24 protein-coding genes are annotated in these 24,625 nt (G+C 39.9%); 6 read left to right on the forward strand and 18 right to left on the reverse strand.

What is annotated here, in order from left to right:
- Positions 1–180: 180 nt before the first annotated feature.
- The 5 genes from J2T19_RS16185 to J2T19_RS16205 form a co-directional block, all read right to left on the reverse strand.
- Positions 181–2,634, reverse strand: coding sequence for a DEAD/DEAH box helicase family protein (locus tag J2T19_RS16185; protein ID WP_307217477.1), 2,454 nt, complete (start codon positions 2,632–2,634; stop codon positions 181–183).
- On the reverse strand, positions 2,618–2,944 hold the full coding sequence (locus tag J2T19_RS16190; protein WP_307217479.1) for a nucleoside triphosphate pyrophosphohydrolase: 327 nt from the start codon (positions 2,942–2,944) through the stop codon (positions 2,618–2,620). Before J2T19_RS16190 ends, J2T19_RS16185 begins: the two co-directional genes overlap by 17 nt.
- A gap of 197 nt (positions 2,945–3,141) precedes the next feature.
- Positions 3,142–3,471, reverse strand: a complete 330-nt coding sequence (locus tag J2T19_RS16195; protein WP_307217481.1) for a hypothetical protein — start codon at positions 3,469–3,471, stop codon at positions 3,142–3,144.
- Positions 3,472–3,689: 218 nt separating this feature from the next.
- Entirely contained in the window at positions 3,690–4,001 is a 312-nt protein-coding gene (locus tag J2T19_RS16200) for a hypothetical protein (RefSeq protein WP_307217483.1), read from the reverse strand.
- A gap of 347 nt (positions 4,002–4,348) precedes the next feature.
- A complete protein-coding gene (locus J2T19_RS16205) occupies positions 4,349–4,849 on the reverse strand; it encodes a hypothetical protein (RefSeq protein ID WP_307217485.1) in 501 nt (166 codons plus the stop codon).
- Positions 4,850–4,990: 141 nt separating this feature from the next.
- Between J2T19_RS16205 and J2T19_RS16210 the strand changes: the two genes are divergently transcribed.
- Entirely contained in the window at positions 4,991–5,332 is a 342-nt protein-coding gene (locus J2T19_RS16210; RefSeq protein ID WP_307217487.1) for a helix-turn-helix domain-containing protein, read from the forward strand.
- A gap of 74 nt (positions 5,333–5,406) precedes the next feature.
- On the opposite strand, the gene J2T19_RS16215 is transcribed toward J2T19_RS16210, so the two are convergent.
- The 6 genes from J2T19_RS16215 to J2T19_RS16240 form a co-directional block, all read right to left on the reverse strand.
- Positions 5,407–7,266, reverse strand: a complete 1,860-nt coding sequence (locus J2T19_RS16215) for a DUF2075 domain-containing protein (protein ID WP_307217489.1) — start codon at positions 7,264–7,266, stop codon at positions 5,407–5,409.
- A gap of 40 nt (positions 7,267–7,306) precedes the next feature.
- Positions 7,307–8,134: a hypothetical protein gene (locus J2T19_RS16220; RefSeq protein WP_307217490.1), complete on the reverse strand. Its 828-nt coding sequence runs from the start codon at positions 8,132–8,134 to the stop codon at positions 7,307–7,309.
- 1,010 nt (positions 8,135–9,144) lie between these two features.
- Positions 9,145–9,552, reverse strand: coding sequence for a hypothetical protein (locus tag J2T19_RS16225; protein WP_307217492.1), 408 nt, complete (start codon positions 9,550–9,552; stop codon positions 9,145–9,147).
- A 429-nt stretch (positions 9,553–9,981) separates the two neighbouring features.
- Positions 9,982–10,386, reverse strand: a complete 405-nt coding sequence (locus J2T19_RS16230; protein WP_307217494.1) for an Imm7 family immunity protein — start codon at positions 10,384–10,386, stop codon at positions 9,982–9,984.
- A 297-nt stretch (positions 10,387–10,683) separates the two neighbouring features.
- Complete coding sequence (locus J2T19_RS16235) at positions 10,684–11,514, reverse strand: hypothetical protein (RefSeq protein ID WP_307217496.1); 831 nt, start codon at positions 11,512–11,514, stop codon at positions 10,684–10,686.
- A 2-nt stretch (positions 11,515–11,516) separates the two neighbouring features.
- Positions 11,517–12,737: a WXG100 family type VII secretion target gene (locus tag J2T19_RS16240; protein WP_307217498.1), complete on the reverse strand. Its 1,221-nt coding sequence runs from the start codon at positions 12,735–12,737 to the stop codon at positions 11,517–11,519.
- Between the two features lie 501 nt (positions 12,738–13,238).
- On the opposite strand from J2T19_RS16240, the gene J2T19_RS16245 reads away from it, so the two are divergent.
- The 4 genes from J2T19_RS16245 to J2T19_RS16260 all read left to right on the forward strand — a co-directional run bounded on the left by J2T19_RS16245 (position 13,239) and on the right by J2T19_RS16260 (position 16,698).
- On the forward strand, positions 13,239–13,616 hold the full coding sequence (locus J2T19_RS16245) for a hypothetical protein (protein ID WP_307217500.1): 378 nt from the start codon (positions 13,239–13,241) through the stop codon (positions 13,614–13,616).
- 284 nt (positions 13,617–13,900) lie between these two features.
- On the forward strand, positions 13,901–14,233 hold the full coding sequence (locus J2T19_RS16250; protein WP_307217502.1) for a hypothetical protein: 333 nt from the start codon (positions 13,901–13,903) through the stop codon (positions 14,231–14,233).
- 413 nt (positions 14,234–14,646) lie between these two features.
- Positions 14,647–15,993: a DNA cytosine methyltransferase gene (locus J2T19_RS16255; RefSeq protein ID WP_307217504.1), complete on the forward strand. Its 1,347-nt coding sequence runs from the start codon at positions 14,647–14,649 to the stop codon at positions 15,991–15,993.
- 213 nt (positions 15,994–16,206) lie between these two features.
- Positions 16,207–16,698 (forward strand): hypothetical protein, encoded by a 492-nt coding sequence (locus J2T19_RS16260; RefSeq protein ID WP_307217506.1) that lies wholly within the window; start codon positions 16,207–16,209, stop codon positions 16,696–16,698.
- 258 nt (positions 16,699–16,956) lie between these two features.
- On the opposite strand, the gene J2T19_RS16265 is transcribed toward J2T19_RS16260, so the two are convergent.
- Positions 16,957–17,700 (reverse strand): PmeII family type II restriction endonuclease, encoded by a 744-nt coding sequence (locus J2T19_RS16265; RefSeq protein WP_307217507.1) that lies wholly within the window; start codon positions 17,698–17,700, stop codon positions 16,957–16,959.
- 79 nt (positions 17,701–17,779) lie between these two features.
- Positions 17,780–19,546 (reverse strand): ABC transporter ATP-binding protein, encoded by a 1,767-nt coding sequence (locus J2T19_RS16270; RefSeq protein WP_307217509.1) that lies wholly within the window; start codon positions 19,544–19,546, stop codon positions 17,780–17,782.
- A 274-nt stretch (positions 19,547–19,820) separates the two neighbouring features.
- On the opposite strand from J2T19_RS16270, the gene J2T19_RS16275 reads away from it, so the two are divergent.
- The gene (locus J2T19_RS16275; RefSeq protein WP_128100465.1) at positions 19,821–20,219 is read left to right on the forward strand and encodes a ribbon-helix-helix domain-containing protein; all 399 of its coding nucleotides are present in this window, start codon (positions 19,821–19,823) and stop codon (positions 20,217–20,219) included.
- 75 nt (positions 20,220–20,294) lie between these two features.
- Here the strand turns inward: J2T19_RS16275 and J2T19_RS16280 are convergent, their stop codons facing one another.
- From J2T19_RS16280 to J2T19_RS16300, 5 genes are all read right to left on the reverse strand, one after another.
- On the reverse strand, positions 20,295–20,675 hold the full coding sequence (locus J2T19_RS16280) for a hypothetical protein (RefSeq protein ID WP_307217512.1): 381 nt from the start codon (positions 20,673–20,675) through the stop codon (positions 20,295–20,297).
- Positions 20,676–20,744: 69 nt separating this feature from the next.
- A complete protein-coding gene (locus J2T19_RS16285; protein ID WP_307217514.1) occupies positions 20,745–21,146 on the reverse strand; it encodes a hypothetical protein in 402 nt (133 codons plus the stop codon).
- Positions 21,147–21,365: 219 nt separating this feature from the next.
- Complete coding sequence (locus tag J2T19_RS16290) at positions 21,366–22,748, reverse strand: hypothetical protein (RefSeq protein ID WP_307217516.1); 1,383 nt, start codon at positions 22,746–22,748, stop codon at positions 21,366–21,368.
- 63 nt (positions 22,749–22,811) lie between these two features.
- Entirely contained in the window at positions 22,812–23,723 is a 912-nt protein-coding gene (locus tag J2T19_RS16295; RefSeq protein WP_307217518.1) for an ATP-grasp domain-containing protein, read from the reverse strand.
- Positions 23,724–23,876: 153 nt separating this feature from the next.
- Positions 23,877–24,470: a YdeI/OmpD-associated family protein gene (locus J2T19_RS16300; protein WP_307217520.1), complete on the reverse strand. Its 594-nt coding sequence runs from the start codon at positions 24,468–24,470 to the stop codon at positions 23,877–23,879.
- Positions 24,471–24,625: the final 155 nt, after the last annotated feature.

Genomic DNA, 24,625 nt, shown 5'->3' on the forward strand with positions numbered 1-24,625 from the left:
TCACATTATTTTAATACTATAGTGATCCTTATACTCTCTCTATAAACTATGGAACTCAAGAAATAAATAAAAAAATAGAAACCAGACTACATGTCATTAAACCGTGTGAGTAGTCTGGTTTTCGTTTAGATCATCCTACTTGGTATATTCAATTACATTCTAGATAGGATTTTTTTATCCTTAATCTTTTATACTAAAGTTTCCCCGCTCGAAATATGCATGCAATCTGTACAGACAGATTTCTTTTGTCCAACGATATAACAGCGATCGTTCCTCTGCATCCTGCACTTGTACATTCAGTGAAAACACTCCGTCCACGAAACGAGTCATACTGCCCTTCGCTCCGCTCCACATGGACATCGGCATGTCGATAATCAACTTTTCAATCTCAGATGCCGTCTTCTCATTCCAGCCCCAGAGCTTGAGCTTACCTTTATCCGAAAAGTCTTTGTGTTTCCGATATGCCTTCTCTGTCAGGTATGTATGGAAAAAGCTCGCCATCTCGCTTGGTGTTACTGACTCCATCCAGTGATCCTCTCCACGTTCCAGCATGTAGAGTAGCACAACCATCTTATAGCTTTTGTTCATGATCGTCTTCTCCACATCTCGCAGCCACGCTTCCTGACGAATATAAACTTCGCTCTCATACGGTGACAGTAACTGTGCCCAGTATAAAAAACCAATATACGATCCAAAGTCGCTTCGATATCCAATGCTTTTGGAACGTCCCATCAGATGCAGCTCCAGATATGTCGGAATACGTCCTAATTCTCTCTTCACATCCAGAAAGTCCTGATGCAGTTTCTCTCGACGAGGCATCCTCTTCCGGCTTAATTCCTGTAGCAGGTTTATGACCTGGGTATCCAGATGAATAGCACAGTTAGCGGGAACCTCAGGCACAGAAGAATCGTTTCTTTTCCCACTTGTTTCTTCGTGGTCACGCATATCCAGTAAACTCAGCTTGATATCCGCATTCCGATAATTCCCGATGAGGTCGATGATGACACAATGAGATTTACCTTCCGCTAACCGAAGACCACGTCCTAACTGTTGGGTGAACACCGTAAGAGATTCCGTTGGACGCGCGAACAACAACGTATCCACACGCGGAATATCTGTCCCTTCGTTGAACAGATCCACCGTTAAAATAATCTCTAGTTCGCCCTCATCAAGCCGCCGAATAGCTTCTTCACGAGACATCTCCGATGTACGCGAATGTAGACTCAGCACCTTCACTCCCTGACTGCGAAAATACGCAGCCAGATAATCTGCCTGACGGATGGAGGAGCAGAAGCCAATCGTACGTGTCTGCTTATGCTGAAGCCATGCGGAATAAATTTTCACCACATGCTCCTCATGCAACTGTGCTGCCATGAGCTGTTCTTCATCATATTTGGTGCCCATCCAGCGTATCTGCGAATAATCCGTGTCATCAAATACACCGTAATATTGAAATGGGGCAAGCCAGCCTCGCCGAATCGCATCAATAAAATGCATTTGGTACGCTACGTTCCCATCACACAGGGCGTATACATCCTTACCATCCAGTCGATCTGGCGTAGCCGTAATGCCAAGCAGGAACTGGGGCTGAAAATGCTTAATGACTGACAGATACGACTTTGCAGCAGCATGGTGAAACTCATCTACGATAATGAGATCAAATGCATCAGGCGTAAACACATCCCGATGTCTCTGTAAACTAAGCGTATAGATCGAAGCAAATACACAATCTGCCTCTCCATCTTTGTACTGACCGTTATAGATACCGAAGCTACGTTCTGGCATGATGCGTGCAAAAGACTTTTTCGCTTGGAACAAAATCTCTTCCCGATGTGCAATGAACAGTACCCTTCTAAAGCGACGAGCGAAGAAGCCAGCCAGATACGTTTTACCAAGTCCTGTCGCCATCACAACCATCGCCTTATCATACTGCTCTTCCAAAATGCCTTCGAGAGCTTCCAGAGCTGCCGACTGTGCCGCCCTCGGTTCAATCATCTCCGTAGATAATTCGGAGGTTATTTCCTCCGCATCCTCTGGTAGTCGGTTCCCAAACTCTGCTTCCTCTAGCTCCGTAATCCGCTGAATTAGTTCAGGATTCTTTTGATGATATTTACGGTACTCTCCTTCGTACAGAGAGATAGAATCTGAGTTAACAGGTAAGGTTGTTTCATGATAGAAACTCTGCATGAATTTATCCAGTGCCATCTGGAATGTATACGGTTCCGCCTCAGCATTCATCGCTAGATTCCATTCATAACCTGTCTTTAGTGCAGAGAGCGAAAAGTTGGACGAGCCTACAATCAGCAACCCTTCCCCGTTATCGTAGTCAAACAAATAAGCCTTGGGGTGAAAAGACGTTCCCATACTCCTCCACAGTCGTACCTCAATCCGTTCATCTACATCGCATAATGCCTGTAGCCCTTCGGGTTGAGTAATGTATAGGTAGTCTCCAGCTAGCATTCGCACCTCGGCACCACGTTCAACTGCGCTTTTCAAATGTGGTGCAAGCAACCTTACACCCGATTGCATAATAAAGGACGTCATAATATAAATCCCGGACGCATGCTGCATCCGGGCAATGAGTTCATCTGCCAAGTTATCTGTGATGAGTTTAACGTTAAGCTTCGTCGACATCGATTAGATACACCCGTTCTTGGAATCCACCACGCGCCTCTGCTTTATCTGCCCGCAGCTTGTCCAGTTGTGCGATATTCGCCCCATGCACTTCAGCCAATGCGCGGATCACTTCCAGCATGTCAGCCAGCTCTTCCAGTGCTTCCTGATCGCTTGCTGCACTCATGTATTCTTCCGATTCTTCGCTAAGCTTCGTTCTTAATTCTTGCTTATATTCCTCCGGGTCCAGAATACGTGTGCGGCATTCCTTCCCACTGGATGTGATAATATGCGGAATCTTGTCTCGCACCAATTTGTTGTATGTAGGCATGTGGTATAACATCCTTTCTGCTGTGAGAGCCTTCAAGCCTCGCGCCAGAATCTCCCTTTTTGCCATTATACCATTTGCCTTGGAGAGGAATGGAGTGATTTTTGTAAAGTGGTGGATTAAAGTAGACATAAAGAAGAACCTATTTCCTTCTCACTGGACTTAAATAGGCTCTTATTTCTTAAGTTGATGTTGTTAGATTAATCTTGTAGTACCTCGATAATTTTTAATATTTCGCCCTTTAATGATTCATCACTTTGTTTATAAGCCTCATCTAACAACCCTATAAAAAGTTCTTTACGACTTGCAACTGTCAACCATTTGTCCAACTCAACATCTTTTAGCCCTGGCGGCATATCTTCAAAGTCACTCCACCATTCGCTTATTGCTTTTAATAACCACTCACTTTCGGTGGAAAGTTTAGTTGTATTTTGATCTATAATTTTGAAAAGACTCTGTATTACCATACCTAATTGAGCATCCTGTATATAACGTGTACGCTGAGCATAACGAATCGCACTTTGTGCCAAGAAAATCCCTCCTACTCCAAAAAAATAATCTTAATTTTAGAATCGCAAGAATTAATGGTTTTTGTTTGGAATCAAGAAAAGAGTCATTTAACGATATACCCAATCCCCTGTCTTACACCCGATTACAATAAAAGATGTCATAATTAAATCCCGGACGCATGCTGCATCCGGGCAATATGTTTATCTGCCAAGTTATCCGTGATGAATATTGTTTTTATTCATTCCTGAATCGATTGAATCGCATATTCAATATCCTGCTCCATATCCAAGTTAGGGTACTTCTCTTGCAGTTGAAGGAGACAATCTATAAATGCTCGACTTTGTAACTCAGAAGATACATCCTCAAAAATCTCACTAAGCCAATATAAATCTTTTTCTTCACATTGATTGAAAAATGCAATCGTCCTTTGCTCATGTACCTTCAAAATATCTACCATCTCTTTCCAAATTATCTGAATCTCAGGATCATCGGGATGTAGTTTTGTTCTCTTTTCTACTAATAAAATCAACTTTTCACTATAGTCTACCATGTTTTAATCTCCTCACGGTTGTCTTGAGTTATCTGGAGTAATCGTCCCGATCTGACAATGAGCCCAATTCGTGCAGTTAGGTCATTCCGAATACTTTCCAACTACTGCCTGCCCTGCTCAATCTGTTTAGAAACATGCAGTAATTGCTCTGGTGCTACTTTAATTGTACTCATATCATTTCCCGTCATCAAAAATAGGATTTTACTATGTTAGCAGAAGTTTTTGCTATATACATCCGCCCATGTCCCTGGATTTCTTTTCCTGCAAAAAACTTTTATTACATCACATATAATCCTCTGGTCTCGTCCATTATTCAGATAAGCGAAACATTATATATCAAGCCTACATTACTTCAATCGGTTGTTTAGCTCCTCCACTATTTCTTCCGTTCGTCGTAGAAGCTTCTCAATGTTTTTTATATTCAATGACTGATTCTGCGGGCACTCCTCTAATGTGGACATATGTTGCATCGTACCGATGAATAATGCGATATCTAGTCCTGATTCTGTGTCCGTATGCACTAAAGGTAAAATTTCATTCATCGTAAGTTCCTTAAGTAGATGCACGGTTTGATACTTATGGATATATAATGCCTTAACCATTGAAATCAGCGCCCAATCACAGAGAATTAGACAGGTCGTGAACTGATTGTGATTACGCATGATAACAGCAAGCCTCAGGTGATGCTGAGCAAGTTGGTGATAATCCACAGTGGTAGTATGTAACGTATGATACTCCGGGATACCTTGTGATTTCGACAGGATGAAGCTATCACTGTCTTGAGAACGTGCAGTAAAATCTACTTGGTGATTACAATGTGCTTCGGTGGTGAACCAATTTCTTGCCATTGTCATCCCTCCAAAGAGTTAATACCAGTATTATACAATAAAATGATACTTATAGTAATCAAATAAATTATTTGTATTCTTTGTTTGGTGTTTACCTTGAGAAAACTTGTCTACACTTTTGAACATAGAGAGGTGAATACCATGAACGAAGACAGAGAAGTTTTGAAGTTGGTTGGAGCCAGAATTCGCGCATTACGCAAAGAAAGAGGGTATTCACAAGAATCCCTCGGAGAAAAAGGCGGATTTCATTTTTCATACATAGGACAGATCGAACGTGGAGAAAAGAATGTTTCTTTGGTGAACTTAGCAAAGATCGCTGAGTCACTAGATGTTAATTTGATTCAATTATTTGCTTATGTAGAAGAAGAGTTTGAAGTAACTGAAGATGAGAAACAAATCAAAGAAATTGTACAACTGCTAAGAGATTCTTCTCCTGATAATATTCGTGTTGCCAAAAATGTTATTAAAGGAATATTGATGTGAAAACGGAAAACCCTACCCTTCTATTTTATGGAAGGATAGGGTTTCTCTCTACTTTGCATAGTCCCTGGTGGACATCATCTTGAATTTGCTCTGCTACATAAATAATTCATCAATTCTTTATCCCGACAGTAAACATAACAACCTTTCATCCCCCGAGACATCAAGATTTTATAAATATTTTTGATAAGTTTTGTTAGTTCCTCATTCTTAAATTTAAGCCCTCGTTTTCCCATTCTATCTTTGTACTCATCATAATCTGAATAAAGTTCCATTTTCTCCGAATCGAATTTAAGATCATTCCCTATGATAACGCCAACATAATCAAACTCAAGACCTTGAGACGTATGAACGCACCCAACCTGATCTATACCACTCTCATGAATGGCCCAGGTGCTTGATATAGAACGTGCATTCCAAGGCATAGCAAAACGATGTTCTTCAATAGTTACATCCGGAATTTCCCCATTGCGATTACCTTCTTTATCAGCTGTCCAATTCCAAGCAAAACCTGCCAACATCCTCGCCTTATACCCCTGATCGCTTTTACCTTTTATTAGATCGTATACTTCGTTAGGCGTGTCTACTAATTTGAATTCAAAAGAATCTTGATCCCAACCATCAAAATTAGCGGTGGGACGAATCTGTAAAGCATCATCAACCCAATTCAAAAATCCTTCTGCTCCAGAACAACGGAACTGTGCTGCTAGTGAATATTCATGCACTTCCGAATTATATAGGGCAGCTAAACGTTTAATCTCGTCTATAGAACCTATATCTTCAGGACGAATACGCTGAAAATCATCTATGAAAAACACATTCACTTTAGATGCTTTTATGATATCCTCGATCTGATTCTCCCCAAGATATTGATATGCTCCTTTACCTTTTAAGCGATGCGCCTCATCCACAACAAGTACGTCGTACATATCAGCTGGCTCTTTGTAAAACTGACTTGATCCCGTAAACAACATCTTTGTCCTAGTTTTGTTTCTAGCTTGTCGCTGAGTCAAGGTCTCTACCATAACCGTCCGGAATGAAGCATTCGGGGCAATGAATTTAACATTCAACTTATTTTTAAGTAATCCACCAAGGGCATTCATAGATATTACTGATTTACCTGTTCCAGGCCCACCTTGCACAATGATTGTGCGTTTTACATCTGTTTGCTTGGCAAGGCTCATAATGGCCTCGTATGCAACCTTCTGCTCATCAAGTAAAACAAAATCAGAGTTCCCTTGAAATAATCCATCAATATGATCAATTAGCTTCTTGGAAGGACGAATTTTACCATTCTCAATTAAATAAAGTAAATTAACTCCATTCCCTTGACCTACATGCCTTTTTAGGAAATCTTGAAGTTTAGATGCATCATCGGCTAGAAACAAAGGAGCTTCACGGATGATATCCTGATATTGATTATATTGAAGGGGATCCGGCTGTACTGTCCTGTAGTTATGTAGATATGCACATGTGTATCCGTTAATATCTTTGGAATATATGGCCTCATTCATATCACTCAAATACTGTTTGTATGACCATGCTTGATATGAAGGATGCGGTGTCTCTCTTGTTCTACCTCCAATAAAGGCCCTTACAACATCCTCGCGATCCATAGCCTCTACTGCATCCCATTGTTTTAACTCAACGATTACAAAGTTATCATTCTTTTGTTCATCCTGACCTGCAATGATAAAATCTATACGTTTACTTGTAGAAGGAATGTTGTACTCAATTAATATCCCGCAGTCATCTGCTACCTTCGAATTACGGATAATTTTCTCCATAAACTGCATAGAGTTGTTCCAAGCACGTACTTCCCCTTGATTAGGTCTTTTCCCCATCCCTTTAATAAAAGCTTCTTCAATCTGAACTGTGATCTGGTTGTTATCCACAGATTCTCTAAAAGCTAATGCGTTGCTGCTGTAGATGATCATGATGCACCGCCTGAATTAAATTAGTTTTTCAGTATCTCTTTTAAATATAGTACTCTATTGAGTCTTCTTTGTTTTTTAGTATTTTTAAAAGATGTATTTTTTCAGAGAGTATCTGTGAACGTTCTTCTGTACGAAAGATTGTTGCATCATGTATATACTCACTATTCCCAAGTAAAAAATGCTCTTTATCAATAAGATGATAAATAAACCATTTCATGTCTTCATATTCTTGATCTAAAACGTAAAAACACTCATAATCGTACTTACTAAATTTTTCACGGAGTTGAGAGAATGTCATTATTATCAGTAATACAAACATTGAACTCGCAAATAATAATGACAGTAGACACAGAGTTATATTAATTAATAATTCTCCTGGCTTGTCTGTAGCTAACACTAAACTACCTTCTGACACACTACTGGCTATAAAGCTTGGCATCACAGAGAAAAAACATAATGTTTGTAGCAAAAGTAGACTAACTGTAAAATTAAGATTTTTGGATCTTGAAAACCTTTTATCAAAAACACTCTTTTTGGTTAAGGTAATATATAAAACAACTAAATATAAAAAAGTTCCAATGACTGAGATAACAAATACGAGATATCCTTTCAAATCAATAACCATGTATATAAGAGTAAGAAAAGTAGAAGCAATTAAACCTAGTATCACATATACAATGTAATTAGATATTTTTATCAAAGTCCTCTTTTCTTTTGAAGAAATTAACCTTTCGATCTTGGATGAAGTTAACGATGTTATTATGTGATTTTTCTTAAAGAAAGTTAACATAAAGCTAAAAAGAGTAACAATCCCGCCCACTCCGCCTAATTTAGATAAAAATTGTCCATCCAAAATTCTATCCCACATGATCTTGCCTCCATACATAATCTAATACTGCTAGTTTTCAAACAATACACTTATTCGCCACCACCACCATCTTCGCAGGCATCTCTTCCCGCAGTCGCCATACATACGCCAGTGGCGGCGACGATCAGGTTGCGCGTTCATCCGTACAGCGTACAGCTACTCCAGCACTTCTTTTTTGATAATCATAAGGCTGAATGTCGAGGTGAAAGAGTTTGGATTGATCTTTTTTTTATTCAGAGCCGCATGTCGGCTCTTCCAACCTATTCAACCCGGTGCTGACCAGTGGTATAGAGTGGAACCTCAAGGTGACGGAGAAGGATTCACTCGACGTGCTGCGCAAGATTGAAGCGACCTTCGAGAGTTACTGGAATGACCGCGAATTCACGCGATTTGTGACTAAGGATGAAGGCCATGAAGCACAGTTGAAGCTTTGTACTGAACGGGTGTCATGTAACTTAGTTAACCATGAACCCGGTGTTTGTTGAACTAGTTCACATAATCATATCATTCGAGCTTTAGATGGTGAAGACTTTAGAACGTCATTTGGTTAATAAATTCAGTTTTCATCTCTTGTCATACTCTCTTAATTCTCTTATTACTGTATCTGCAAGAGCTGTTTCTAAATGAAAGCATGCCTTTCTATCTATTTCATAGGCGTCTCTTTCGCACTGGGTAAGTTTTCCTAAAAAAAGAAACCTTGAACAGCCGAAGCTGATCAAGGTACGGAAAACAAAAATCTTCCTATTTTTAAAGAGGAAGCTTCTCAGCTATCCTTTTCATTAGATCACATAGAACATAGAAACTCCATTCATAAGTAACATGTTTATTATTAACTTTTGAGAGACTACAAACTTCTGTAACGTTGATACCAAGAGATTTTCATGTGAATCTTCTTGGATCGAATTAATTCTTAAGATATACTGACCCCAAATTATTATTTTCCTTTATAATATTCCAAATGAACCACTACTTCAGTGTTGTTTTTGGGGATTAATATAACTCCAGTCATTTTAATAATGATCTCTAGTATTTTTAAGATCTTCTAAGGTATAGAACCAATCATCTTCAATCCACACCTTCGCAGTCATGTACTCCTCTAAGAAAGCTAAGAGAAAAGTAAATAATATATCTTCATTTTCTTTAAAATCATTTATAACTATTGTTTTGAAGTATTCTTTTTCGGGATCCTCCCAATCAAAATTTATAAGTTTAAACGGGTAAGGTTCATCTGCTACCCCTAAACAGATTTGTCTCTCATAACTTTCTTCCAATGGGATATCACTAATACAAAACTCACAATATTTTACGTTTCCAGTTTCATCGACCTTATTTAATTCTCTACTATAGAATAGATCTTCCTTCTCAAATAACTTCTCTAAGCGTGGGATTAACTCATTAATTTTTTGGAGTTTCTCCACTATTGAATAGAATAACAGCCGAAGTTCCCATTATTTCAATATTCCTCCTAGTTCATCTAACGAATTGACTACGGTAACTCCTGAATCTTTAAGATGATTTATGTTCTCTGAAACATATTTATTTTTCATATCAATGGGCTTTTCAAAATACACGACTATCTCTTTCATATCATATTAAAAAATTTAGGGTATTTCCAAACATCCATTCTCCATCACCTTTAACTCTGTTGTTGGGAAGATTTGCTACATACTCACCTGACTTTTTAATATCTTCTGCTGACCAATCCTTGGGAAACCAAGCTAGCCCCCCTAATTCTGTGTCCGTATAGACAGAACATAAACTAATTGTGATTACGCATGATAATTGCGCTTCAATTGATGCTGAGCAAATTAGTGATCAACACCATATTTTGCAGTTATTGCTTATTCCTAGAATTCGGAGTCATTGGCGACAGTTGGTATGAATGGCGACAAGAATGGGTCACTTTTCTCTTCAACATTCCCTCTCGCAAGAACGTATACATTAAATGCATTAAAGTGCTTTGGGTGCTCATCATTGAAAACATAGAGCATCCCATATGAGCCGGGTGCCATAACTCCTATAGTCTTCATTATTTCCACTGGGCTAAATTTAGATGAAGGCTCACGATTCCACAATCCTGTCATCCAAAGATGAAATTGTCCATTTATCGCCTTTATATCTAGCACATCTACATTCGGTTGCAACTCTTCAATGTACTTTTTAAGTTTATGAAGAGTATCCATTTCTCTTTCATGACTTATATTATCACCAGTACTTGCTAAGATTACCGCCCAACCATGGTATTGATACATACTCTCTCTCACTCCTCAATATATTAACTAAAAAGGCGATAATCAATAATAACCTCAACATTGTATCTCTTCTTATATTCTATGTTTTCATAGGTGTCTCTTTCCCCAAAAGTTTTCAGGAGCCTACTCTGTAGAATAGAATGAAGCAATTCGCGATTCAAGCTGGGAGAGAATTTCACCTATTGAAATCCCACAAAATCCGCATAAAGAACCTAAAGGCCGAGATGTTCAAAGTATAAATATTACCCATCCAGAATAATATTCTTCAATACTATAAAGCAAAAGGTCAAATTATCCTTAGATAAGGACAATTTGACCTTGGTAAATAACAAACCCTTCTTCAACATGTACTTTGAGAACGCCTGACTTTACTTGATCGAGATGCCACCACCAGCTGTTTATAGGATAATCTCTATTCTGATCCCCAGCAGAAATCAACAATTTCTCATCATCTATATCCAATAATCTTAAAATCAACTTATCTATATCAATTATTTTTGCATTGAACAATGCTGTGTTATTTATAGATTTTACTAATACTTGTAATTGCTCTCTCATCTTAAAAAGATTTCTAAACAAATCAATATACTGTAGCTCCTCTCCATCCCATCCTCCCTCTTCCTCAACACATTCAATTCCCCCAGTAACCTCATTATTTAAACACTCAATGATACTTTCAACTATTGCATTATTAGCAAACCTGGAATCATAAAATTGCTGAGTGTTCATGAATTGAAGATTTGCAATCTCTTCATTTGCAAAGAAGCCACTAGCTCCATGATATAAAAACACATTTTTATTGGTATCAAGGATAGTGTATATTTCTTTACAAAAAGATAATGCGAAGAAGACAGCATTCCGATCCCTACTGGGTTGTATAAAAAATGCCGTTTTTACATTAGTAGTTTGCTCTACATCTTTTACCATATCCTTAGAAATATCACACCAAATATCCCTTATCTCATCATGATGTTTAAGAATATAATATTTCACCCATATCCAACTATTGGATCGTTCCATGGCCCAAGAAGATATTTGATTTTTGGCATTAAACTCTAATAATATATTCTCCAGCTTTTCAGTACTTAGTTCTTCTTCCATGTACATTACAATATTTGTTTGCGACATTGTTATTTTTCTCCTTTTAGTGTGGTAATTAGTTCCTCTGGAGATGTTATAACTCGAACACCAATTGAACTTATATTGTCTGCTTTTATAGCATCTATACCGTTAGGAGCATAAAGGATTATTTCCTTACGTTCAGGATTTATAAATGGTTGTCTTACATCACCTTCAAAGTACTTGTTAAAATCACTTACTGATTTTGATTTACCGCCAGTAGCATTAAAACATTCAATAATATACCTTGATGTTCCCAGATCAATTTCGCCTATTCTACCACCTAATTCTTTTACATTATAAGCTTTACCAGCTTCAGAGATTTTTATTTTATTTTCAAGTAATAACTTAGCAGTATCAGCTTCTAATTTAAAACCTTCCTTACCAGGTTTTGATCCTTCTTTTAAATTTTTCAGAATTTTTTTCAGAGTTTCCTCATTTGCAAGTCCAGAACTTATAAGTTCATCTGAATTCACTCCAATATACTCAGAAATCTTTTTCTGCTGAATTTCAGTGAGACCTAGCTGTTTGCTAGACTTAAGGTTACCTCCTAACTCTGCCTTCCCTCCACCAGATCCGCCCAGATCGCTATGCTTACTCTCAGCTTTACGAAGGGCTTTACCAAATATAAAATAAGCTACAACCTGGCCTGTCATTGATCCACTATAGTAACGTACACCTTCCTCGTCCATCTGTTTCTTCTGTTCAGCCACAATTTGCTCCACTTCAGATCTTGCTGTTCCATTTCCCCAAGCGGCATCCCATGCAAACTTGATACCTCGGCCAGCATCAACAACCTTACCAATTGTCATGGCATAGGCTATATCGGACACTGTACCCGAAGGATTATTAATAAATGCCTTAGTCGTATGACCTAAACCGATTAATTGTTCTCCAAAGAACTTATCTAGGAAACCTTTACGAAAATTATGCTCTAGCCCTGGAAGACGCACAAAAGAATTACCGCTCTCGTCGGTTGTTCTGAATAACATTGATGTAGAGGTAAGATCCTTCTGCATTTCTTCCAAGTGCTTTAAAGTCGCAGGAAAAACTTCCTTCATTTGAATGAACTCCGCAAAGAAATTCTCCCTTGTCACCCCAGACCATTCCATCTGCAAATAGTAGATGGACTTCTCAAGCTCCCTTACCATGCGTTCTAATTCCTGCCTTTTCTGCTGAACGAGTTGGGCTTTCTTATCCAGCAGATCTGGATGAACTTCAATTAGTTGCATCGATACTCTCACCACCAGCCCGAATATAGTACACCCTAAATTTTAACAATTCAGAAAAAGGATTAGAATCAAACAGAAGATTCATATTCTAGGTCGTAATGTAAAAGAATAAACAACTTATTTCCCACTAATCTATTTGCGTAATTATGCATCATTTATAGTCACACTTAATAAAATCATTTACTCCCAGCCTAAACGATCTCATCCGATAGTGTGCCATTAGCTATTATCCTGTCAAAATCAGCTCATTGTTCGTAATAGAATCTTCAAAACGGCCAGATCTTGTCTTACATTAGAGATGAGGTACTCTTCGTACATTCTTTGTCTTGATAGAGACAGTAGAATAGCAAAACAAGCAATGCAGAGACGAAGCATTGAACGAATATCAATATTTTATTATGTATTCTATATATCTTCTTTTCATATTTAGAGTCGACCTACCAAGGCCAATAATTCTTAGAGTAAATAGTTTCACTTCAATACAGAAAAGGAGGTCTACTTATGCTAATCAGATTATTTTACTTTCTCATGATATCCTCTGCCCTTTTAAGTATCACCGGCTGTACATCAGAGACGAGCGCTACTCAAGAAATGGCTCGAACGATAATGAAAGAGGATCAGAGCAGCGACATATTCATAATTGATTCGATCCTGTATAGGAAAGTCGAGATAGTTAATGAAGAACAATTTAACTCTGTAAATACCGCACCCTATGGAAGTATTACTTCCAGTTATGAGAAGAACAAAACCTTCCAGTCAGGAACAGCGTCTGTATTGCCCACAGGTACCCAAATATATCGTTCTATCGAACAACCCGCGTATGTCTATTCAAATGATAGAGGCACGTATACGTTGTACAAGTCTGTTCCTGAGGGTTGATCCATGCATCTCCACCACATGCTCGTCCAATGGCTTATCACTGACGCATGTCACTGACAAAATAGAATTATTAATTCTCTAGTTCATATGTATTATTTTAACAAAATATAATGATAACGGTAGTTTCTCCGTGCTTCATATGTTACCCTGATTGAAATCCATTGGATACGATAGACAGCTTAACATCATAAATTATGCAGAGGTACATACCTATGAAAAATGATTGGCTTTTCGTTAAAATTATTGTCATGATCTTGGTGGTTAGTAGAGGATATAACGACCTAATGCATTTAATTAAAGATGATTATTTCTCCTTCTACAATCAGCAATTAAGCACATTATGGTACCTTCCTTCAGTCATTCTTGCCGCAGCAGCAGTGTTAACTGGGGCTCTGTTCATTTTGGGAAAATGTGCTCAAGTGGGTCTAGCTTTTGGCATCTGTCTCATAGCCGATAGTCTCTTTGTTGTCATACAATCCTTACTAGCATTCATCCCAGATCTCTCTAAAACATGGTACTTCTTAATTGTGTTCTTGTTGATCGGCCTACTCGAGTTCGCCACAGGTAAGAAAATCATATCCGAAAATAAAACAACCTTTAATAAGAGAGTACACTGATAGATACATTGCCCTGTTGCTCTCTTACAAGCCCCTCCTCTACTCCCAACCCCAGTTCAACTTACAAATCTGTTCAACACCTAACATTTACACATTAACGGAGAGGACAGAAATAACCGGAGGAAGCGAAGCGGTCGCCTGAAAGCTTTCTGAAAGAAAGCTACATCGGAAGCTTATGCTTATCCCCGGATTTCACCCTTTGTAAAAGGAAATCAAAGAAATCTGGGGATAACAGCGATCTGTAGGTTGTTCTGTCATCGGAGTGACCCGTGTAAACCTCCCCTGTTGACCTTAGTTTTTCAGTTGAACCACCAAACGAATGTTCTACCATTTCATTGACTATCCCGATTCGCTCCAATATAATAACCCTATTAAAGTTAAATATTTTTTTAACTCTATTGGAGGGTTATCGATTGTATACACTCAGCAAAGAAAAAGTAAGACAACATATGAATAAACACGGCATTAGCACGCAGAAGGAATTAGCCGACCAATTAGGCATCAGCAAGAATCAGCTTTCGATGCTGCTTTCGCCGAACTTTAACCCGATCAAAACGAACGCGATGCGTTTATGTGAAGTATTGGATGTGGAACTCGAAGAGATTCTAATGTCCGAACAGATTGAATTCCCCTTTGAAGCGGATACGCTAGTAGAACAATCCCATGATGAGGATTTAGAAGTGAATGTGGATGACTTTGAAGGTCAAGATTTCATTGATATCCATAACATTACTGCTAATCGAAAATACTCTGCCATCGAACTATTCGCAGGTGCCGGCGGGCTGGCACTGGGGCTGGAACAGGCGGGTTTTGAGTCCAAAGGGCTCGTGGAGTTTGATAAATACGCTTGTAAGACGCTGAGAAAGAATCGACCCGACTGGAATGTCATTGAAAAGGATATCATCGAGGTTACAGAGCAAGGGATTAAGAACTTTGTAAAAGACATTGGGATCGGAGAACTCGATCTTTTATCTGGAGGCTACCCTTGTCAGGCGTTCAGTTATGCAGGTAAGAAAATGGGCTTATCCGATGCGCGCGGTACGATGTTCTATTATTATGCGCAGCTCCTCAAGCAGCTTCTGCCCAAGACCTTCTTAGCGGAAAACGTACGTGGACTCATTAGTCATGATGAAGGTAGAACGTTCGCACTGATGCTCAAAGTATTCTCCGAGATCGGCTACACGGTAACATGGAAAGTCTTACGTGCGCTAGATTATGATGTCGCTCAGAAAAGAGAACGCATTGTCATGATCGGCATTCGGAATGATCTCGTTGAACAATATGATCTGAAATATGAACTTCCTCAGCCTTACGGTTACCAGTTGACCTTGAAAGATGTGCTGCAGAACGTCCCTGAATCTGAAGGTGCAAAGTACCCTGAATCCAAACGCACCGTGCTTGATCTCGTGCCTCCTGGTGGATACTGGAGAGATCTACCTGACAACATTGCGATGCAGTATATGGGCAAAAGCTATTATTCCGGCGGAGGCAGAACGGGCATGGCTCGCAGATTATCTTGGGATGAGCCTTCACTGACGCTAACGTGTTCTCCAGCTCAGAAGCAGACCGAGCGCTGTCATCCTGACGAAACTAGACCGTTCAACGTTAGAGAATATGCTAGAATCCAGAGCTTCCCTGATGACTGGGTATTCGATTGCTCCATGAACAATGCCTATAAACAGATCGGTAACGCTGTTCCTGTTAACATGGCGAAGGCAGTAGGCTTGTCCATTGTTAATGTATTGAATCAGATGCAATAATATAATAGAGAAGAGGATGCGACTAGTATCCTCTTCCTATAAATTCACTATAGAAATACTACCTTTAAGATCTCACAATAAACAGATATTTATTTAAGTAATATATAAAAACCTCCATAATTTCTATTAAATTTACAAAATATCTCAAATATGCAATACTATATTTTGTAATCTAATTACATAATTTAGTTTTTTATCCAAGGAGGAAGAATGATGAAGAAAAAGTTAACTGTCTTGGCTTCAGCTGTTCTACTTGCAGCAGTCGCAGTACAAGGAGCATCTGCACAATCTGAAGAAGTTACAACACCTCCAGCCATTGAGATCGAACAAACGGGGGATATCAATCTTGGGGGTGTGAAAGAAGTCACTCCATTCAAAATCGGAAACAACTGGAGCGGAAACGTAAATGGTAGTAAAATTACCTCTACTCAATTTTATGTGCCTGGTGGTTTCGGGCATGTAAAACTGTATTTTAATAATAAAGGAACTAGCGATACTATAATCTCTGTAACTCATTCTAGTGGTAAGGTATATTTTACTGAGACTGTTAAAGCAGGTAAGTCGTTTACTTGGAGAAGTATTTATGATTATTCCCAAGGCGTACGAGGCGGTGACTTTATTGTTAGTTACCGCTCCTCTTCCAGTAATGTAAATGTTGACTTTGCTGGATTCGCTTCTGACAATGAGGAAGAAGTTAAAGGATAAAAAAATAAACCACAATATACGACCTTAACTTATGGACGTCGTATATTGTGGTTTTTAATAAATTAGAACAACTATATAGTATATGTTTTGCGATATTAAAGTTATTTATACGAACCAGTTTAATGAAATTTTAGTTATATTAATAACACATGTATAGATCATTACCATTAAATCTGTATATACCTATTTACATATACTACCTCTAACAAGTTATATCCTTGATTGATTCCCATACCTTATTTATTATCAATATGGAGTTTATATCTCAGTTAAAACCTTCTTCGGTTTCAATGTCTCTTCAATCTCCTTCGCCAAGGAGCGAATCACATCTTCTATTAATTCAGAGCTATCGACTTCAGAAGCTACATCCCCTATGGCATCGGTAATTCTCTGGTAGAAGTCTACTTCACCCGTTAACCGATACCAGAATTCCTCCCCAATAATGACCGGGTACTCAGCATCAATAACTTTGTAATGATTACTTAGATCCTCTCGAGTACCGTAGAATACACCAACGATTAAATCCTCTGTACCTACACTCAATTTATTGGTTCGAGCAAGGTTCTTAACAGCTTTGAAATGACCTTTGATCGTCTCGATATCATCTTTATTGATCGTATTGGGTCCGGCTTTGATCTGGCAGTATTTCTTCCGTCCATCCACCTTATCTATGAATTCAATATCGATGCCCGATGTCGTCGATGCGAATCCTTCCAACACCTCACTACAGAACTTCTGAAGCCGATCTCCAAAGATGGTATTAATGGATGTCCCCAACACACGAGGATATACTAAGGCTCTGGCGATACTCTCCGGATCATCCTTCCCTGTTAGAAAGCTCGCTTTATACTTATCTAGAAAAGGATTCAGATTGAATTCTTTTAATCTCCGAAGTTTCTCCGTATTCTTTTGATGACTAGGTACAATCTCTGCTTTGAAAAAGTCCTTCGCCTTCGTAATAATCTCCCTCAACGTGTCATCGTGTAGTTTCAGTTCACTCATCTGCTAGATTGCCTCCCTGATCTCCGAAGTTCATATAGCATCATCCTACCATTTCCTTCCGTACCGGTCACTATGCATTTTATGCATTACTTACTCCACTTACGTTAGGATCCACGATAACATCTGTCTGATTGCCTTTGTGAACTAATTGCTGGTACAACCCTCCAGCCGCCAGAAGCTGCTCATGACTTCCACGATCCACAATTCTTCCCTGATCTAATACGATAATTTCATCTGCATTCTGAATCGTGGACAACCGATGAGCAATGATGATTGTCGTGCGCCCTACCATTAATCTCTCCAACGCCTCCTGTACTAAGCTTTCCGACTTCCGATCTAGAGCAGCCGTTGCTTCATCTAATAGAAGGATTGGAGCGTTCCGGAGAAGTGCTCTGGCGATGGCAATTCTCTGCTTCTGTCCTCCTGATAAAAAGGTTCCCCCCTCACCGATGTCTGTCTCGAATCCATCTGGTAGTTCCAATATAAAATCAAGCGCATTGGCATCCTGTGCCGCCGACCTGATCTCGTCCTCCGTGGCATTCAGATTGCCATTTGCAATATTCTCGCGGACCGTGCCACTGTATAGGACGTTATCCTGAGGAACAAGAGCAAAGTAACTTCGCAATTCCTCCAGTTTCATTGACTGCGTATCCGTATGATTGATTCGAATCTGTCCTTCATTCTGCTGGAATAGCCCTAATAACAACTTAAAGATCGTCGACTTTCCTCCGCCACTAGAGCCTACAATTGCAATCACCTGTCCTGGCCGTACCGCGAATGAAATCTGATGTAATACGGGATGACTCGGGTTATAGGCAAATGTGATATGATCTACCTCCAAATACGCAGGCTGCTGATTAATCGTCTGCTCAGGCAACTCTGTATACTCATGCTTCTGATCCATTAATTTGAAAATACGATCTGCCGCTCCAAGGGCTTGTTGTAAATCTCCCCAGAGTGAAGCCATACCTGTGAATGGCCAAGTCAGGTGATTCAGGAGCTGGATAAATGCGATTAATCCGCCAATCGTCATTGAGCCATTCGACACAAAGAGAGCACCCAGAACGAATGTAATGATAAAAGAAAAATGTCCTACCGCGATAGCTGTAGCGGATAACGAAGCATGAATACGCCCGCCTTCAACCTCCAAGCGACTGATGTCCTCACTGCTCGTATGGAATCTGCCGAACAGTTTTTTCTCTAAGCCGAAGGTTTTGAATACAATACTTGAGCCAAAGATCTCCTGCAGAAGAGATGTCATTTTCCCGACACCGGTCTGGAGTTCCTGTGAATTTCTCCTGAGGGATTTCCCATATAATGCACCGATTAGTACGGTCATGGGCCCGATGATTACACAGATTAAGGCTAGTTGCCACTGGATCGTTAACAGATAGACAAAGGCTAAGATGGCAAGTAACGGACTGCGAATCAGATCAATAATCGTGTCTGTGCATGCACGGCCAATGGCTTGGTTATCACTGGTCATACGGCTCAGCAGCTCACCTGAATGATTCTCGTTATAGTGTGATTCAGGCAAACGGAGTAGTTTTTTCAATGTATCCAGACGAATACGGTTACGGATCTTGGAGGATACTCTGGTCTTGAAGTATGTATCGACATAGCTGTTAATCACATTGAGCAGAAGAATAATGACCCCGGTTAAGGCCAGAGACTTCCATAAAACTTGACCATCCGCAATGGCTGCATTCGTCACTTGATTGAGATACCAAGCCATACCTAGATCCAATCCTATACCCAAAATCATCGTGAAAAATAAAATAACGTAGCTACTCTTGTACTGTAGAGAATAACTCATCAAACGCCAAATCGTGTGTTTTGGTTTCATATGATCCACCTTTCTCATTTTGGTTTATAACCAGTTGAGAATCCATATAGATTCCAATTGGAATCCGTGGGGAATCTCAATGGAGTATATCTTATTACACAATTCCAAATATTTCAATATGCATTATTTCACGTTTCCTTGACAACATAGCTAAATTGAATGAATATGAAGATAACGACACCTTGATTAATACACATAAAATGTACATGCACACATAACGAAGAGAGCCGACAAATATTGGAGAATCAAATGTTCTCTTAATGGAGATGATAGAATGGCAGATTTAGAGAAAGTCAGCATTAACCTCGGGCCTGTTGACTTGGGGCAGATCGACCTTCTGGTAGATCAAGGGTATTATACGAATCGTACCGATCTGATTCGCATCGCAATTCGTAACCAATTAGATAGTCATGCAGCAGATCTGAAGCAGTTCAGAGAAGAGTATTATTACGTGATGGGAATTATGGATTTTGATCGCGAACGGTTGGAAGATGTTTTGCGGAATGGTGCCAAGCTTAGTATCAAAGTCATTGGAGGTCTGATTGTTTCGAAGGACGTATCGCTAGAATTAGCCCAAGCTGCATTTGGTAAAGTGAAAATCTACGGGATCATCCGCGCTCCCGAGAACATCAAGAAATTTTTGCGCCAGTTGCATGAGGAAGGTAAGGCATAATAACAAAAAAAGAGCCGTTAACGCACCAGCTATCATCTAGCAAGTGGTTATACGGCTTATCGGCTTTACAGCTTCTTATTTTCCCTCAAAGTACTGAACAATTTCATCAGAAGTTTTTGCTTTCAGCACGATTTCATTTTTCTCAAATACTAGTATGGCTGGATAGGTGTCGAGATCAAATGTTTTCGCATAATCAAACTTCTGCTCCCCACTGACATCATAGAAGTTAATATGTTGTATTGGTTTGTCTGCTCTTACGTTTGTATTAATATGTTGTATTTTCTTCAGTAGATCCTCGACAAACTCGCGGTCTGAATCTTGGTTAGAGAACACGATGATGGAGATATCATTCGTTTGACCAGTTACCAAATAATCGATAGCCTTCTCTTTGTTATTCTGACCACAACCGGAAACTAGAAGCATTAGCGCCACAACAAGTACAATCCATTTTTTCATATTACATGTCCTCTCTCGGAAAGCAATGAAACCCCCGCCTGATTAACGAGGGACTGCATTTTCTTTCTTTCATTTGTCTTTTTCGTTTTGAACATATTCAAGAATTTCTTTCGGTTCATGGAATTGAGCCAGAAGCTCTTCATTCTGAAAAAGAATGATACTAGGGTATGTTTTCAGATCAAAAATGTTCTCATATTTGTATGGGTTGTATTCCTTAACATTAATCAAATTCACATTCATAATTGGATCTTTTATTCGTATATGGTTATTAATGTAGTCTATATTGGTCTGTAAATCTCTAACGAATGAATCTTCCAATTTTTGATCATTGAATACAACAATGGAAATCTCATCGCTCTCTCTCGGAGTGCCCAACAAATATGCAATGGCCTTCTCCCTATTATTCTCACCACAACCGGAGATTAGAGTAATTAACACGCCGAGTACGATTAAGCTCCCGAGCTTTCTCATTCCATCTTCCCCCTTCAACAGATGGAATATCCTTCCTGATTATAATATATGTTACTATTACACTATTATGGAATAAATCACTTTACAGGAGAATCCATTATGCTAAATAAAAAAAGTATACTTATCGCCTTAATTTTAGGCCTCATCATCCTGATCCTACCTATCGTTTTATACATTTTCTTCACTTCATCGAGTTCATAAATGCACGAAGCGCAGAGACTAATCGCCGCCTCCACCCGAATCACTACCTCCACTGTCACTCCCAGAGCTATCGTTATCATATGAAGATGTATAGGTACCACTGCTGCTTGAACCACTCGTTTTGTGATAGTTAGCTTTTCTATTTCTTTTTTGAGTACCATGTTCGATTAAACCAACATTGTAGTTCAGACGTTCGTATGGATATTCGGCAGCAAACAATGGGCGATATTCGCCCCGAAGAGATAGAACCAGCAGGAGCAACGGCGTTGCCGATATGGTCTTAGATACCGCTGGTTTAGCTGATTTCTTCTGCTCCTTCTGTAGCATCTGTCTAATCTCCGGTTCGAATTGATTCTGGAGATGAGTCCAATCCGTTTTTCGACTACACCGTGAGCCGATTCGAAGGACAAGAGCCGTCTGCAACACTCGTTCCAGCGACTCGGCTTCTTCTCCTAACCGTTCTGTCGGTATGCCTTTTTTATACTTCCTACGCCAGCGGTGCAGTGACCTTGACCATTCACGACCCATAGGGGCAATCTCCCGTCCGGGGAGGAACAAACGAACGAATAACATGACTATGATTGCGGTCAGCACGTCAGATCGAAATGCAAATTCAACGCCCTCCATCAACACAGTCGTCATGAATAAACTAAATACCGCAAGCTGGAACACCCAACGTACATATACACGCCGCCAACTCAACAGCCATAACAGCAGTGCTAGGCTTAATCCAATAATATCAATTATACCTAACCCATCCATTTGACCTAATGCAACGACGAGTATAAAGAGAACCGGGTAAAGAAGCCCTACCAGTAATCGAAGTAATAATGGCGTTCGAACGATGCCTTCCCATCCTCTTGATTCACGAATCTGTGCCACCCACTGCCGTAGCCTTTTGCTGTCCAGCTTCTCTCTCTCACGGTAATAATACAAGTTTTCGGCATTTTTACTTTCCTGTGAGCTGGGACCGGCTAACGCATCTAGACGGAACTTCTGTGCTCCATAACCGTGCTCTCCAATAAACCATTGAATTAATTCACTTTCGTCCGGCATGATCTGACCGATCTGCCTCGTCTTTTGAAATTCCAACGTCATATTAGGCGCATATTGGTCATCTTGATATCTTCCTTTGGTTGGTATAACCCGGAGAGATAATATCCCTGAACGAGTCAGAGCAAATAATGAAGCAAGGGTGTCCCGTAGCCGCATTTTACCTTTATTGAATACATAAGCAAGAAAAAGCGGGTCTGCCTGTTCGATTTCTTCATCTGTATAACTGCCCTTTGACATACGATTTCGAATGGAGAGCAGTATTTGCAATACCAACACAGCTAGAATCACCCATATGAGCTGTGCCCCACTACGTTGAATCCAACCGACTTCAAATATTCTTTCCACCGCATATACCTCCTTCTAGCCTCCATACCACTTAACACGCTATACTCCGGTGAATGTGACTCATTAAACCTCAATCATTGCTGACTTCAAATTCATATAAAATTGCTGGGCATCTGCATAATCCGGTAAACCAGCCACTTGCCCATCCCCAAGCTCAAGAATAATCCATGAACCGTCCGTGAGTTTGGCGAAATCCATTGTAAAAAAACGACTTTGAATCGTGCTCGCTATGCCCATGAACGACTCTAATTGAGCGACAAAGTCCTGATCCTCTCCTTCATCCCAATAGTTCGATACATACAGTGGCTTACCATCTAGTACAAAGACTCGCATTTCTTGAGACAAGGGCATACCACTTTGTGGATGATTCGATAGAAATGCCAGCTGGGCGTATTCTCTGAACACGAGCCCTTCATTTAAGTCCGAGCCTTGTCGTTCAAGGAAGGTCTGAACCACTTTCTGCACGTGTGCCTGATCGGATGCATCTGGGATATAACACGCTTCATGCCATTCATGCTTTCTCGATTTCACATAATCCTTGACCATAATAGGTGCTGCGCCAAACGTCTTGACTGCGTCCCTAAGCCAGTCTGCCGACTTGTGCATCTCAGACTGATGAATCCAAACGGAACGTGGGGTGTATGGCTTAATCAGATCGTAAGAATCAGGCAGATAATGACCATGCTGATATTGCTCAGGTGTATTAATGAGATACAGATTGATTGAGGTAAGCGCATTGTACAGCGTCTCATATTCACTTGGCTTCATCATCCATCCACGGTATACCGTCAGGGTTGGCTCTATCGCGGCGGCAAGATGCTGAATTGCACGTCTTGGTTTGCCATCAATGAGCAATGACTCTAGGTGAATTAACCCTACATCCAGACCTAGTTGCTTCGCATATGTATACTCTTCCTCATAACTCTCATCCACTTTCCGCTCATCTAGCGGAGAACTGCAATATATTATTTTCACCTCAGCTGATCTCCTTTCAAACATGTAACGCCAATATATTCCTATTATTTTAACATATCTGTTTCTGCTGCAAACAGCTTCGGTAAAACAGCCCCATCAACAAAGTAACCCAGCATCATGATCGATACTAGGCTAATTGCTATTTATATTTATCTAATCATTTAATCCTTTACCTTCAAGGATTGGCTTCACATACTTCTCAACTCTTGAAGCTCTCGTCTTCGATTGTTTGGCGTCCGAGAAATAAAAGAGGTAGGCTCTTTGCCTTCCGGGCGTCAGAGCTTCGAACGCAGTTCTGAGCTCAGGCATTTCATCGAACTTTTGTGCCAGTTCCTCTGGAAGAGTATACTCTGTAGTCTGCTTCATTTCCACCTTCTGGCCAGACTTTTCAATCTCAACGGCTTCAAGAATATATGCTTTGATCTGCTGTTCCATCTCATTAATTTGCTCAACATTGGTAAATCGAATCTGGCGGGCAGCCTGTACATTATTCGTCTGTTGCACTAAGATTCCATCTGTATCCTTCAACAGGGCTCCCTTATGGAACAAAAGCGCACAATATTCCTTGAAACCATGGATCAATACCACGTTTTTGTTCTGAACCGTGTAGCATGGATGCATCCATTTATAGTCCTCGGTCAACCCACAGTCCAAAATTATCTCCCGAAGCCGCACCGATTCTTCCTTCCACGTCTTGGCTTTACTTAAATACTCATCAACCTTCGGATTAAGTCTGTTGTCAGTCATCAGGACTACCCCTCTTCATCATCATAAGGTACGTTTTCCTTACTTTATCATGAGTTCAAAAAAACACAAAGAATCCCCTTCAAGCGATTGTCCTATACTTAAAGGAGGCCGTTTAAAGGGGATTACTCTATTACTTTACTTTCGAAGGACGTTAA

It is taken from the genome of Paenibacillus tundrae, from assembly GCF_030812775.1.
GTDB lineage: Bacteria > Bacillota > Bacilli > Paenibacillales > Paenibacillaceae > Paenibacillus > Paenibacillus tundrae_A.

What these genes read in the sequence shown, in the direction of transcription:
- J2T19_RS16245 (WP_307217500.1), top strand. Translation starts at nt 13,239, where the DNA reads ATGCTAATCAGATTATTTTACTTTCTCATGATATCCTCTGCCCTTTTA.
- J2T19_RS16300 (WP_307217520.1), bottom strand. Translation starts at nt 24,470, where the DNA reads ATGACTGACAACAGACTTAATCCGAAGGTTGATGAGTATTTAAGTAAA.
- J2T19_RS16205 (WP_307217485.1), bottom strand. Translation starts at nt 4,849, where the DNA reads ATGGCAAGAAATTGGTTCACCACCGAAGCACATTGTAATCACCAAGTA.
- J2T19_RS16270 (WP_307217509.1), bottom strand. Translation starts at nt 19,546, where the DNA reads ATGAAACCAAAACACACGATTTGGCGTTTGATGAGTTATTCTCTACAG.
- J2T19_RS16280 (WP_307217512.1), bottom strand. Translation starts at nt 20,675, where the DNA reads ATGAAAAAATGGATTGTACTTGTTGTGGCGCTAATGCTTCTAGTTTCC.
- J2T19_RS16220 (WP_307217490.1), bottom strand. Translation starts at nt 8,134, where the DNA reads ATGTGGGATAGAATTTTGGATGGACAATTTTTATCTAAATTAGGCGGA.
- J2T19_RS16200 (WP_307217483.1), bottom strand. Translation starts at nt 4,001, where the DNA reads ATGGTAGACTATAGTGAAAAGTTGATTTTATTAGTAGAAAAGAGAACA.
- J2T19_RS16190 (WP_307217479.1), bottom strand. Translation starts at nt 2,944, where the DNA reads ATGCCTACATACAACAAATTGGTGCGAGACAAGATTCCGCATATTATC.
- J2T19_RS16230 (WP_307217494.1), bottom strand. Translation starts at nt 10,386, where the DNA reads ATGTATCAATACCATGGTTGGGCGGTAATCTTAGCAAGTACTGGTGAT.
- J2T19_RS16250 (WP_307217502.1), top strand. Translation starts at nt 13,901, where the DNA reads ATGCATTTAATTAAAGATGATTATTTCTCCTTCTACAATCAGCAATTA.
- J2T19_RS16215 (WP_307217489.1), bottom strand. Translation starts at nt 7,266, where the DNA reads ATGATCATCTACAGCAGCAACGCATTAGCTTTTAGAGAATCTGTGGAT.
- J2T19_RS16285 (WP_307217514.1), bottom strand. Translation starts at nt 21,146, where the DNA reads ATGAGAAAGCTCGGGAGCTTAATCGTACTCGGCGTGTTAATTACTCTA.
- J2T19_RS16240 (WP_307217498.1), bottom strand. Translation starts at nt 12,737, where the DNA reads ATGCAACTAATTGAAGTTCATCCAGATCTGCTGGATAAGAAAGCCCAA.
- J2T19_RS16210 (WP_307217487.1), top strand. Translation starts at nt 4,991, where the DNA reads ATGAACGAAGACAGAGAAGTTTTGAAGTTGGTTGGAGCCAGAATTCGC.
- J2T19_RS16275 (WP_128100465.1), top strand. Translation starts at nt 19,821, where the DNA reads ATGGCAGATTTAGAGAAAGTCAGCATTAACCTCGGGCCTGTTGACTTG.
- J2T19_RS16265 (WP_307217507.1), bottom strand. Translation starts at nt 17,700, where the DNA reads ATGAGTGAACTGAAACTACACGATGACACGTTGAGGGAGATTATTACG.
- J2T19_RS16185 (WP_307217477.1), bottom strand. Translation starts at nt 2,634, where the DNA reads ATGTCGACGAAGCTTAACGTTAAACTCATCACAGATAACTTGGCAGAT.
- J2T19_RS16260 (WP_307217506.1), top strand. Translation starts at nt 16,207, where the DNA reads ATGAAGAAAAAGTTAACTGTCTTGGCTTCAGCTGTTCTACTTGCAGCA.
- J2T19_RS16235 (WP_307217496.1), bottom strand. Translation starts at nt 11,514, where the DNA reads ATGTCGCAAACAAATATTGTAATGTACATGGAAGAAGAACTAAGTACT.